The 12280-nt window shown below is 66.9% G+C and carries 11 protein-coding genes; 5 read left to right on the forward strand and 6 right to left on the reverse strand.

From position 1 onward, the window contains the following. The 3 genes from ACFTSA_RS11990 to ACFTSA_RS12000 form a co-directional block, all read right to left on the reverse strand. The gene (locus ACFTSA_RS11990) at positions 1 to 1101 is read right to left on the reverse strand and encodes a hypothetical protein (protein WP_377951506.1); all 1101 of its coding nucleotides are present in this window, start codon (positions 1099 to 1101) and stop codon (positions 1 to 3) included. Positions 1102 to 1171: 70 nt separating this feature from the next. After that, complete coding sequence (locus ACFTSA_RS11995) at positions 1172 to 2170, reverse strand: glycosyltransferase (protein WP_377951508.1); 999 nt, start codon at positions 2168 to 2170, stop codon at positions 1172 to 1174. Between the two features lies 1 nt (position 2171). Beyond that, positions 2172 to 2951, reverse strand: coding sequence for a glycosyltransferase family 2 protein (locus ACFTSA_RS12000; protein ID WP_377951509.1), 780 nt, complete (start codon positions 2949 to 2951; stop codon positions 2172 to 2174). Positions 2952 to 3259: 308 nt separating this feature from the next. Here ACFTSA_RS12000 and ACFTSA_RS12005 point away from each other — a divergent pair, with 308 nt between their 5' ends. Further along, complete coding sequence (locus tag ACFTSA_RS12005; RefSeq protein WP_377951510.1) at positions 3260 to 4390, forward strand: family 16 glycosylhydrolase; 1131 nt, start codon at positions 3260 to 3262, stop codon at positions 4388 to 4390. 3 nt (positions 4391 to 4393) lie between these two features. On the opposite strand, the gene ACFTSA_RS12010 is transcribed toward ACFTSA_RS12005, so the two are convergent. After that, positions 4394 to 5539 (reverse strand): metallophosphoesterase, encoded by a 1146-nt coding sequence (locus ACFTSA_RS12010; protein WP_377951512.1) that lies wholly within the window; start codon positions 5537 to 5539, stop codon positions 4394 to 4396. 211 nt (positions 5540 to 5750) lie between these two features. On the opposite strand from ACFTSA_RS12010, the gene ACFTSA_RS12015 reads away from it, so the two are divergent. Beyond that, a complete protein-coding gene (locus ACFTSA_RS12015) occupies positions 5751 to 6533 on the forward strand; it encodes a S1 family peptidase (RefSeq protein ID WP_377951513.1) in 783 nt (260 codons plus the stop codon). Between the two features lie 3 nt (positions 6534 to 6536). Here the strand turns inward: ACFTSA_RS12015 and ACFTSA_RS12020 are convergent, their stop codons facing one another. Then, the gene (locus ACFTSA_RS12020; protein ID WP_354255423.1) at positions 6537 to 6872 is read right to left on the reverse strand and encodes a YciI family protein; all 336 of its coding nucleotides are present in this window, start codon (positions 6870 to 6872) and stop codon (positions 6537 to 6539) included. Positions 6873 to 7101: 229 nt separating this feature from the next. On the opposite strand from ACFTSA_RS12020, the gene clpB reads away from it, so the two are divergent. Further along, positions 7102 to 9759: an ATP-dependent chaperone ClpB gene (gene clpB / locus ACFTSA_RS12025; RefSeq protein WP_377951515.1), complete on the forward strand. Its 2658-nt coding sequence runs from the start codon at positions 7102 to 7104 to the stop codon at positions 9757 to 9759. 36 nt (positions 9760 to 9795) lie between these two features. On the opposite strand, the gene ACFTSA_RS12030 is transcribed toward clpB, so the two are convergent. Beyond that, positions 9796 to 10500: a septum formation family protein gene (locus tag ACFTSA_RS12030; RefSeq protein WP_377951517.1), complete on the reverse strand. Its 705-nt coding sequence runs from the start codon at positions 10498 to 10500 to the stop codon at positions 9796 to 9798. Between the two features lie 264 nt (positions 10501 to 10764). Here ACFTSA_RS12030 and ACFTSA_RS12035 point away from each other — a divergent pair, with 264 nt between their 5' ends. Beyond that, positions 10765 to 10998 carry a DUF3073 domain-containing protein gene (locus tag ACFTSA_RS12035; protein ID WP_003803040.1) on the forward strand — a complete coding sequence of 78 codons (234 nt, stop codon included), beginning with the start codon at positions 10765 to 10767 and terminating at the stop codon, positions 10996 to 10998. 407 nt (positions 10999 to 11405) lie between these two features. Next, positions 11406 to 12200, forward strand: a complete 795-nt coding sequence (locus ACFTSA_RS12040) for a VOC family protein (protein WP_377951519.1) — start codon at positions 11406 to 11408, stop codon at positions 12198 to 12200. Positions 12201 to 12280: the final 80 nt, after the last annotated feature.

The following is a 12280-nucleotide window of genomic DNA, read 5'->3' on the forward strand; positions in this document are numbered from 1 at the left end:
TCACTCCTCCAGCTTGGAGCTGATCAGGCCGGCAACGTAGTCGGATGTCCGGTCGGCGGACCACGAGGCGGGAATCCGGAGCAGGGAACATGGCACATCATCCAGGGCCCGCCGCACCACGGCTGCTTTCTGGCTGAAGAATTCCTCCAGCGGAACCAGGCTGGTGGCGCCGAGGGCCTCGATCAGCCGCCGTGACACCACCGGGAGCTCAGAATGGAAGTTCCCGACGATGCGGGAGGTCATCCATTCACGGCTGCGCGCCTCGAGCCGCGCTTCGGTACCGTCATAGCGTTCAAGGAAAATGGCCAGCCGGGTGAGCGCCGCCGAGGAGATGCCGTCCTGCCCGAACACGAGCTCCGGATGGACCATCCGGTGTTCCGGGGACCAACGGCGTGTGAAGGCGGCGGTCTTTGGATAGCGGACGATAACCGGGTGGACTGCTGTGGCGAGGTGGGCCACCGTATTCGTGAGCCAGCCGGGGGCCAGGGGCTTGCGGGCACCGCTGAACACCTCGGGGTAGATCCTGCGGTGGTGCGGTTTGAGGAACATCGGCTTCGCGTAGCCCATGAGCATGCCGTCGGCGTCCAGGAACGCCCAGTCATCGGCCATGAACCGGACGCCGGGCATGGCCACGAGTTTCGCTACAGTGCTGGTCTTGCCCACGCCGCCCCACGCCGGGAGGAGGACCCCCGAGCCGCGGAAGTCCACCACCGCCGCGTGGATCATGGCAGCGTTCTGCCTGATGCAGAGCCGGTCCAGCAGGGGTATGACGGCGGTCAGCAGCTCGCCGCGGCCCTGGACGGAGTAACCGTCGGGGGTTTCCTGGACCTGGACGCGGTCCGCCGGGATGTAAAGCGACTCCGCGGTGAACCGGAAGGCGTCCTCGGCATGCGACTGGTCCGCCACCTGCACCGTTTCTGCGCATACATGCAGCCGAAGCGGCGCCCGGGACGGCCCCAGAAAGGGAGCGAGCATGTCGCGCAGTTGCGCTTCGCCGGGGGTCTCCGGGGCCACGTCGATGCCCACGAGTCCGTGGACATCGAAGCTGGTGCCGGCGGACGGGAGGGAATCCCGCACGAATTCTTTTTCGGACTGGCTCATGCTCCGTGCCCTCCAGCGGTCTCGGTGGTCTCTGCGGTGTAGACAGGGGTGTACTGCGGGTACATCCGGATCATTTGACTTCCCTCCAGCTGGCGTGTGGCTCGTGCGGCTCGAGACGCGCGTTGGCCGGATCAACGGGCAGGCGGCGTCCCCGGATGTACCCGCAGGTAGTGACGGCCAGCACGGCGACCGTTGCCATGGCGCGGCGCAGGCCAGCGGGGTCGGTTCCCCGGATCCTGCCCGCTATGCCCGAGGCCACGGCACGCGGCAGCACACTGCGGACGTACCGGCGCTCGGGCCCGAGGGCGCGCTTGTGGCCGACGATCTTGCTGACCAGGGCTTTTGAGATCCCCTCAGACCAGGCGCGCCGCAGCATGTAGCTGAGCGTGCCCCGGTGGGCGGGAACAAAATGATTCACCAAGGCCGCCGGCTCGTACACGACGCGGCCTCCCGGTGAACCGATGGCCGCCCGGATGCAGATCTCCGTCTCCTCGCAGCCCAGGGGCAGCGAATTCTGGCGTCCCAGGGCAGTGTTGAAACCGCCCACGACCTGGAGAACCTGGGAACGGAAGGACATATTGGCGCCGATGACGTTGCGCACCTCGGCCGCCACCTTGGGCAGGCCGCGGTGGGTGCAGCCGACGATCCAGTCCAGTTCCTCGCCGAAAAAGTCCGGCCGGCTCGTTTCCCAGTCCGGCACAACGCGTCCGCCCACGGCCAGCACATCGGGGTCGTCGTAGAGGGCCGTCAGCCGCTCCAGCCAGTCCGGGGCTGCCACGGCGTCGTCATCAAGGAAGGCAACGACGCCGGCCGTCGCGGCCGCGGCGCCGGTGTTCCGTGCTCCGGAGAGACCCTTGGGCCCGGTGTTCTCCAGGATCACCACATCGTCGACCGTAAAGATGAGGCGCTTGTAGAGGTCCACGTTGTAGTCCACCACCAGGATCGTCTGCTGCGGCGGGACCGTTTGGGCGCGAACGGACTCGACGGCGGCCATCAGCCGGTCCCACCGGTCTTCCGTGTAGGAGCAGATCACCACCGAAACGGCCGGGAGCCCCTCAGCGTGGTTCACCTTAATCACCTGCTATCAGGCCAAGGACGGTTGCCGGATCCGTCGGAATGTGGGGGAGGGTAATGCTGGGGTACCTGTATTTCACGCGCCTGAGCGACTCGGGCCGGGCGCCCGCTGTGGGCGCCTCCCAGCCGACGCATTCACGGGCCAGGGTCCGCAGCACCCGCCACCCGTCGCGGAAGGTATGCAGATTGGAGTTGCCGGAGATCCGGGTCAGTTCGTTGCTGGGCACCTCGGCGATCCGCAGGCCCGCCCTGGAGGCGCGGACAATCAGCTCGGTTTCAATTTCGAACCCTTCCGACTCCAGCTCGAGGATCTGCAGGCATTCCCGCCGCATGGCGATGTAGCCGTAGCAAAGATCCGAGTAGTTGCTGTGCAGGACGACGTTCGCCAGCCGGGTCAGCATGCGGTTGCCGGCGCTGCGGAGCAGCGTGATGTCCTCGGAACCACCGCCGGTGACATACCGGGAGCCCTTGACGAAGTCGAATTCATGCTGGAGCGGCGAAATGAACCAGCCGATTTCCTGCGGATCCATGCTCCCGTCGGCGTCCAGCATGACGATGATGTCCCCGGATGCCGCGGACAGCCCCGCCCGGACTGCGAAGCCTTTGCCGGCCTGGGGTTCGGAGACCACCACCACATCCAGGCGCAGCGCGCGGGCCACGTCGACGGTGCTGTCCAGGGAACGCCCGTCGACAATCACCACCTCGTCCACGTACGAGGGCATTCGTCGAAGGACCCACGGAAGGTTCAGTGCTTCATTGAGGGTGGGGATCACCACGCTGATGGAGGCCAGGGGTACCGGTACCGCATTTGGTGCACGAACAGATGAAACTTGTATAGGGATGGTCACTAGCCTCACCACTCATTGGAGTCGTATGCCTATGCCCCTCCCGAGCAGCCTTCCCGCTTGGATACGGGAAAATAGAAGCGCCTGCTGCTGCGGTATTGGCAACTTTGCTTGCACTCCCCCTCGGAACATGTTCGGCCCGCCAACTTGTAAAAAGCTTGGGGTCGGTTGAAGTGACCCCAGTTTTAGGGGTCGCAGATTCCTTGGTAGCCATAAGTCTCCGCTGCCACACTTGCCCCATGGTTAACTCAGCTCACGGGAGGCACCGTGGGCGCCGCAACCTGCGACGTCCCTTCGGGCGCCTCGCTGTGCTCGCGGCGGTGGCCGCGCTGACCGTGTACGGAACAGTAGCCACGGAGGCGCAGCGGGCACCGTCGGACCGCGGGCCGGCCGAGGAACCATCGGCGACGAAAACAGCGATTCCGTCATCATCCCCGGACGCCAACGCTGCCAAGCCTCCGCCGTCGTCGTCATCGCCGGCGACCTCCGGACCGGTGCCTGCCCGGCCGGCACCGTCCCGGGCCGCCGCCCTGGCAACGGGCCCTTCGCTCGCTGCGCCGCCCTCGACAGCCGCCGCGGAACCACCCGCACGCAATTTACTGAGGACGTCGGTGCCGCCGGCTGCCCCCAAGCTGCAGGAACTGCCCACCGGTGACCTGCCGGGATGGAAACAGGCGTTCCGGGAGGATTTCGATAAGGGGAACGTCCCCGTTGGTGGATTTCCGGGCCCCGCCTACGCCGCGAAGTGGAGCGCCGGGTATGTGGACGGCACGCCGGACACGGCCGGCCAGCGGGGTGCGAAATCGGGCTATTACCCGTCCAAGGTGCTCAGCGTGCGGAACGGCATGCTGGACTGGTACCTGCACACGGAGAACGGCGTTTCCATGGGGGCCGCGCCCACCCCGAAGATTCCGAACAGCAGCACCGGCCCGCACCGGGACAACAGCTTCCTGTACGGGAGGTTCTCAGTGCGGTTCAAGGCTGATCCGCTGCGCGGCTTCAAGACGGCCTGGCTGCTGTGGCCGGACAGCGGCATCTGGCCCCGCGACGGCGAACTCGACTACCCCGAGGGGGACCTCTCCACGAAGTTCTACGGCGCAGTGCACAAGATGGGTAACGACCCCTACGCCACCGATATTTTCCCGTCCGGGACCACCTTCACGCAGTGGCACGTCGCCACGATGGAGTGGAGCCCGGGCAAGGTGGAGTTTTTCCTTGACGGCCGTTCGATCGGTGCAGGAACCTCCAAGACCCCGAACATCCCGATGCACTACATTCTCCAGACCGAGGCCTGCCTGTTCGGTTGCCCCAAACCGGAGACGGCCGGGCACGTCTATCTGGACTGGATCGCCATCTGGAAGCGGGGCTAGGGGCTATTTCCGTCCGATCTCGAAGCTGTCCGTGAACGTGTAGCCGTCCGCGGGAACGAACCGTGCTGAGAGGCGGTCCCGGGTGGCTGTCACATCAAGGGTGCCGAGGGCGGCGTCGCGGTTCTTCCCGGACCAGGCAGCAAAGTAGGGGGATTCGGGGTCCTGGCTGTCGACGTCGTAGAGCCCCACGCCGCCTGTTCCCACGGTGGCGAAGACGGTTCCTGCACCCTGAACCATGGCGTTGTCAGAGTCGGCGAGGCAGCCTCCCGAAAAGCTGTCCGGCACCAGCGCCGGGCAATCCTGGCGCCGGCCCAACTGATGGCTCCGCTGGTAAATGTGGTCGTGGCCCGTCAGCACCAGGTCCGCCCTCTTATCGATGAGCAGGTTGGTGAAGTCACGCCCGGCCTGGCAGTCGTACTTGCCCACGCTCAGGCAGGGCGTGTGCATTGCGACGACGGTCCATGGGATCTTCTTCGACTTCGCCCCGTCCAGGGCGGCCGCTGTCCACTGCCAGCGCTCGCTGTTCGGGGAGTAGTCCAAGGTGTTGCCGTCGTGGAACTCGATGCCGGGGGACACCATGATGAAGCGCACCAGCGGGTCCCGTTCCGGATAGTCCGCGTACCACTGAACCCCGTACTCGCCCTGGAGCCCCGCCAGCTTATTGGGCAGGCACTTGACGATGTTGGCGATGTCGCCGTCATGGCCGTCGCTCTCATGGTTTCCCGTCACCACCTGGTAGGGAAAGTCCCCGCCCAGCTTGCCGGTGACCATGTCACAGAACTCCTGCTCGCGGCCTGCCTCGTAGGAGAAGTCTCCAAGGGCCAGATTGAGCTCAGGATGAAGGCCGTCGACTGTGTCCAGCACCTTCCGTGCTCCCGCGCCCAGCCCAATGTCGCCCTGGGCCGTGAAGTGAACGGCGGCCGGCGCTGTGGTGGACGCGGGCTCTGTCGGCGCGGAGGGCCCGGCCGGGGAAGTGGTTTCCGGGGGGCTGGCCGGCGTGGTTGCCGGCGGCCCGGACGTCCCGGGCGGAACCGGCGTTGCCGACGGCGGCGCGGGCGGGCTGGGTTGGCAGGCGGTGAGCAGCAGTGCCAGCGAGAGAACGGCCGGCGCCATGCCGGACCAGGTCCACTGTTTCGACAGTCCAGTCATGATCCCTCACGTCACGGAACTGAGCCTGAGCCCGCTGCAGGCTGGGACGGTAATACTGCTAGGCACTCAGGGTAATGCCAGCAGTGCCCGCAGACCATACGCCGGTCCGCGCACGTGACAATGACGGGCTTCGTAATCGAAATGACAAATCTTGTCACCCCACGTACCCTCGCAGTCGGACCTCTCGCACCCGACGCTAAGGAGCCCCACGTTGAAGATCTCGAAAATGCTGGCCACGGCAGCGGCCGGTGCAGCGCTGCTGGCTCCCGTTCTCTGCGCCCCGCCGGCCCAGGCGGTCGTCGCCAAGAACGTGCCGGCGCCCCACGGCGACGGCACCTTCAGCAGGGACATCGCCGGCGGCACTACCACCACAGTTTCAGCCGCCCCCTTCGCGGCGCAAGTTTCCTTCGACTCCGCAGGCGCCAGCGTGGGCTGCACCGGCAGTCTGATCGCCGCCAGCTGGGTCATCACGGCCAAGCACTGCAACTCCACGAGCCTGAGGTCGGTGCGGCTGGGCACCAGCCACCTCGGGGCCGGGGGTGTCGTCCGCCCGGTCACGGGGCGCTATCCCGCGCCGGCCGGCGATGTCCTGCTGCTGAAGCTGGCCACGCCCTACTACGGCTCCTACGTGGGCCTGTCCGCCTCTTTTCCCGCCACCGGAACGCCCGCGAAGGTCTACGGCTGGGGATATCAGTCCGAGGGGTCCGGTGCCATGTCCTACTACCTCAAGACGGCGGACGTCTCGGTGGTCTGGCAGGGCGTGGACAACTATGGCGGCCCGTCTGTCCGGACGCGGTCGGAAAGCGGCCACACGCTCAACGGCGACTCTGGCGGGCCGCTGGTCGTGAACGGCAAGCTGGCAGGGGTCCTGTCCACGTCGGACATCCTGCCTGCCCCGAACCCTTCGAGCTACACCGGCTACTACAACGACGACGCCTCCGTGGTCCGCAACCTCGCCTGGATCACCAGCGTCTCGGGGGTCCGGGGCTCCTAGCGCTTACATCCCGGGCAAATCGAGGGTCTCGTACACCTGGATGCTGGCGCCGGGCATCATGAGGTGGGGGTGCCCATCGAGCAGGGCCAGGGCGCCGTCCATGTCCTCGGCCTGCAGGATGCCATAGCCGCCCACGCTCGTGTTCGTGTCCGTGGCCCCCGTCTGAGTCAGTTCCTTGCCCGCGCCCAGGGGCTGGCCCATGTCCACGATGCCGCTGCCGGCCCGGGATGCCCACTCCATCCACGCCTTCATGCCCTCCTGCGCGGCCTCGGGGGAACTCTCCGCCATCTGGGATTGTGCCGACTGCGGTGCGTTGTAAAGAACAACAAACTTCTTCATTGCCGGTCCTGTCTCTGGGGTAGGGGTTCTCTGGCTAGCAGGCAGCCACAGGTCGATCCTAGGGGGATTCGGCCAGCGGCGATACAGTTCAAGGGCCACGGTTCACGGAAAATCCGGCCACCCACCAGAGGGCATTTCGCTGTGGGAAAACATGGCCGGGAAGACGTGAAAAAGCAAAGTTGAGCGTAGTAGACTCAACTTAGCTAACCGTCTTCGAAAGGAGCCCTCTTTGGACGTCAAATTCACCACCAAGAGCCAGGAGGCTCTTTCGGCTGCCGCCATGAACGCCTCCACTGCCGGGAACCCGCAGGTGGAACCCGCCCACCTGCTCAAGGCGCTGATGGACCAGCGGGAGGGCGTCGCCGTCGCCCTCCTCCGCGCCACCGGAGCGGACCCTGACGCCGTCAGCGTACAGGCCAGCACCGCCATCAAGGCCCTGCCCGCCACGTCCGGAAGCTCGGTCCAGCAGGCCCAGCTGTCCCGGCCCTCCCTGCAGGCGATCCAAAACGCGCAGAACGAGGCCGACAAGCTGGGCGATTCCTTCGTCTCCACCGAGCACCTGCTGCTGGGTCTTTCGGCGGGAAGCGATGGCGTGGGCAAGCTGCTGCGCGATGCCGGCGCGTCCCACGAAGCGCTGGCGGCGGCACTCCCGGGTGTCCGCGGCGACCGCAAGGTCAACTCGCCCGATCCCGAGAACACCTTCCAGGCCCTGGAAAAGTTCGGCACCGACCTCACCGCCGTGGCGCGTTCGGGGAAGCTCGATCCGGTCATCGGCCGCGACAGCGAAATCCGGCGTGTTGTGCAGGTGCTCAGCCGCCGGACCAAGAACAACCCCGTGCTGATCGGCGAGCCGGGCGTCGGCAAGACCGCCGTCGTCGAGGGCCTGGCGCAGCGGATGGTGGCCGGCGACGTGCCCGAAAGCCTTCGCGGCAAGACCCTGATCGCCCTTGACCTGGCCTCCATGGTGGCCGGTGCCAAGTACCGCGGCGAGTTTGAGGAGCGGCTCAAGGCCGTCCTTGAGGAGATCAAGAACTCCGACGGCCGGATCGTCACGTTCATCGACGAACTGCATACGGTGGTGGGTGCCGGGGCCAGCGGCGAAAGCGCCATGGACGCCGGCAACATGCTCAAGCCGATGCTGGCCCGCGGTGAGCTGCGGCTGATCGGTGCCACCACCCTCGACGAATACCGCGAGAACATCGAGAAGGACCCTGCCCTGGAGCGGCGCTTCCAGCAGGTGTACGTCGGGGAGCCCAGCGTCGATGACACCATCGGCATCCTCCGCGGCCTGAAGGAGCGGTACGAGGCCCACCACAAGGTGGCCATCGCCGACTCCGCGCTGGTGGCTGCCGCGACGCTGTCCAACCGCTACATTTCCGGCCGGCAGCTGCCGGACAAGGCGATCGACCTCGTGGACGAGGCCGCCTCCCGGCTGCGCATGGAGATCGATTCCGCTCCGGAGGAGATCGACCAGCTGCGCCGCGCCGTTGACAGGCTCACCATGGAGGAACTCGCCCTGCAGGGCGAGACGGACGCCGCATCGGTGGAGCGGCTTGCCGCGCTTCGGGCCGACATGGCGGACAAGAAGGAGCAGCTGGCTGGCTTGAACGCCCGCTGGGAGGCCGAGAAGGCCGGCCTGAACCGCGTGGGCGACTTGAAGGCAAAGCTGGATGAGCTGCGGTCCACCGCGGACAAGGCGCAGCGTGAAGGCGACCTGGAGACGGCGTCCCGGATTCTCTACGGCGAAATTCCGGCCCTGGAACGCGAGCTGAACGACGCCGCCGAGGCGGAGGCCGCCGTCGCGGACAAGTCCGCGCTGATGGTGGCGGAGGAGGTCACCGCCAATGACATCGCCGAGGTCATCGCGGCGTGGACAGGCATCCCGGCCGGCCGCATGCTCCAGGGCGAAAGCCAGAAGCTGCTGCACATGGAGGAGGAGCTCGGAAAGCGGCTGATCGGCCAGTCCAAGGCCGTCACGGCCGTGTCCGACGCGGTGCGCCGTGCCCGGGCCGGCATCAGCGATCCCAACCGGCCCACCGGTTCCTTCCTGTTCCTCGGCCCCACCGGCGTCGGCAAAACCGAGCTTGCCAAGGCGCTCGCGGACTTCCTGTTCGACGACGAACGCGCCATGGTGCGGATCGACATGTCCGAGTACAGCGAGAAGCACTCCGTGGCGCGCCTCGTCGGTGCGCCTCCAGGCTACGTCGGCTACGAGGAAGGCGGCCAGCTCACCGAGGCCGTCCGCCGCCGGCCGTACTCCGTGGTGCTGCTGGATGAGGTGGAGAAGGCCCACCCCGAGGTGTTCGACATCCTGCTGCAGGTGCTCGACGACGGCCGCCTCACCGACGGCCAGGGCCGCACCGTGGACTTCCGCAACGTGATCCTGGTGCTCACCTCGAACCTGGGCAGCCAGTTCCTCGTGGATCCCACGCTGGATGTGAACGCCAAGCGCAATGCGGTGATGGCCACGGTGAACGCCTCCTTCAAGCCGGAGTTCCTGAACCGGCTGGACGAAGTGGTGCTGTTCGATCCGCTTTCAGTCGAGGAGCTCGCCCGCATCGTCGAACTGCAGGTGGCGGAGCTGGCCAAGCGCCTGCACGAGCGGCGGCTCTCGCTCGAGGTCACCGAGGGCGCACGTTCCTGGCTGGCGATGTCCGGCTTCGACCCGGCGTACGGCGCCCGGCCGCTGCGCCGCCTGGTGCAGCGCGAAATCGGCGACCGGCTGGCCAAGGCCATCCTGGCCGGCGACATCTCCGACGGCGACACCGTCCTGGTGGACACCGCGGCGGATCTCGGGGAACTCACCGTGGAGGGGCTGGAGGCACTTTCAGGGCCCGACGGCGGAGCACCCCTGGGCAGCGGACTCACCGTCCGCCGCCGGGACTAAGCCGCCGGGCCGCCGGGGGGGGAGTAGGCAGGGCAGCTACGGGAGCAGGCTTGCTTTGATGACGTTGCCGGACGCGGTGACGTAGCAGTCCACGCGGCGGTCGCCCTTGGCCCAGCTTGCCGTGCTCGGGTAGGCCAGGCGGTAGTTCAGGCTGTAGGCGTTGGACTTCTCGGTCAGCGCCGCCGTCTGGCACGTCTCTCTGGCCCGGGTCTTCAAGGCATCACGGCCCGGGTACCCGTCACCGTCGGCGTAATGGGTGACCGACACCAGCTGGGCGGAATGGTCGGTGGTGCAGGCAACGATCGTGGACTTGGACGCCTCGGGGTCGAAGTCCTTGAAACAGTCACCCACCCGGAAGTCCAGTGGACTCACGCTGGCCAGGGGCAGGCTGGGCCGGGGAGATGCGGCCGGCGGGGCGGCGGAGGGCTCCGCCGCTGCCGCCTCTGGCCGGCTGGCAGACTGTATCGTCGCGGCGGCGAGGAGTGACGTCAGGAGCCACACGAGCAGGCCGCCCGCCACCAGCAGTGCGGCGAGAAAGCCTGTCTTGAGCAGGGTTTGCCGGACCTCGGGCCGTGCGAGCCGGGAACGGACCGATCCGGCGAGGCTTTTGAGCCGCGTCGGACGGTCTTGGGCTGCGCTGGGCCGGGTTTGTGGTGCCTCGGCTGAGTTCGGCCCGGGCTGCACGGCGACGGCGCGGGCCGGCCCGCGTTCCCCCTTGTGGCTGGGATCGTTGTCATTCATATGGGGCGGCACCCCTTCCTGGCGTTCGCTCGGCGGCGGGCATGAAATGCAGTCGTTCAGGAGACTCTATCGAACAAAAAATCTCTGCGAGCCCCGGATTGCCGCGGAGAAGGGGGCTGCGGCGGTCTCCAGAGGCGCGCGTGGCAAGCAGATGCCGCAGAAAGCATGTAATCTAGGGGTACGACAAATTGACCAAACATTCCGGGGCCTCACCGATCGCCAAAGGTGACCACCTCCGGTCCAAGTACAAAAGGGGGTCACGCCATGGGGCGCGGCCGTCAAAAGGCAAAAGCTACCAAGCAGGCTCGGGACATCAAGTACTACTCCCCGAACACCGATTATTCGGCCCTACAGCGTGAGCTCACGGGTCCGGGAAGTCGTGCCACGAGCCATTTCGCGAATGAACCGGTCGAGCCGGACTATTCAGCCTACGTGGATAAGTACGCGGATGATTTGGATGAAGACGACGACGAGGTAGACAGCCGTCGTATCGGTTAGTCGTTCCCGCTGAACTGCCGCAAGGCAGTTGGCTGCACGCCGCCGTCGTACACCTCTTGGGTATCCCCCGCATTAGGGTTGCCCGCTTCCCTGCCTGACCCGGACTTCTGGTCATAGCCCGATACCTGGCTGCAGGGGAACGTCCGGTGTCACCACAGTTATCAGGCCCGTTGGGCACGTCATTCTTTGGCGTGCCCAACGGGCCTTTTTGCGTTTCCCGGACCGCCGGTGGGGAGGCGTTTACCAAATGCGTTAGTGCAGCCGGTGCTGGAAGCCTTCGCCCCCAGCAGGTGGCCGAGACGGCCGGCAGCCTGGAGCGGCTCGTTGCCTTCCCCGGACGGGCGGTGCACGCCGGCGCCTAGAAGAATTAGGCTGGAGGGACTTCAGCCAACGAAAGGTACGGACGCATGGTGCAGCGCAGCGGGTACAGCCTCGGAGAGCTCTGCTGGGCGGACATCCAGACGCCGGACGTTGCTGCGGCCAAGACCTTCTACGCCGCCGTGTTCGGGTGGCGCTACGAGGACCTGCCCACTCCGGACGGCCGCAGCTACGCGAAGGCCTTCCTGGATGACGACCTCGTGGCGACGGTGGCGCCGCAGCCGCGCCAGGGAGAGGCAAAGCAGCCCGCGCACTGGAACGTCTACTTCGCCACGGACGACGCCCGGTCCACCGCGGAGGAAGCCGACCACGCCGGCGGCGCCGTGCAGTTCGGGCCAGAGGACATCGGGGACACCGGAACCATGGTGTTCCTGGAGCCGCCGGGCGGCGGCGCCACCGGCGTATGGCAGGCCGGTACCCATCAGGGCAGCGGGCGGCACAACGAGCCCGGTGCGTTCGCCTGGGCCGAGCTGATCACGCCCGAGCCGCAGGCCGCCGTCGGATTTTTCCAGCAGCTCTTCGGGCACGAGGTGACCGAATACCCGCAGGACGACGGCGGAACCTACACCACGCTGATGGTGAACGGCGCGGAGGTGGCGGGCGTCGCCCCGGCACCCGAGGATGACGGAGACGACGAAGGCGGCGAGCCCGCCAGCCGCGGCTGGCAGGTCTACTTCGGCGTCTCGAGCGTCAAGGAAGCCGTGCTGTCGGCCGTCGCGGCCGGCGCCGAGGTGCTGGTGGAGCCGGAGTTCGATGACGACGGCGGCACAATCGCCACGCTCAGGGACCCGCAGGGCGGCGTATTCAGCGTCCTGGAGGTTTAAAAACGCATCGAGTGCTCCCCGCGGGCACCCTCGCCTCGCAAGCTCGGCCAGGGAACCCTGCCGGCGTGGGCCCAACTGCC

Origin of the sequence: Arthrobacter sp. NPDC057013 (assembly GCF_042674585.1) — a bacterium.
In the GTDB taxonomy this organism is placed as follows: Bacteria; Actinomycetota; Actinomycetes; order Actinomycetales; family Micrococcaceae; genus Arthrobacter.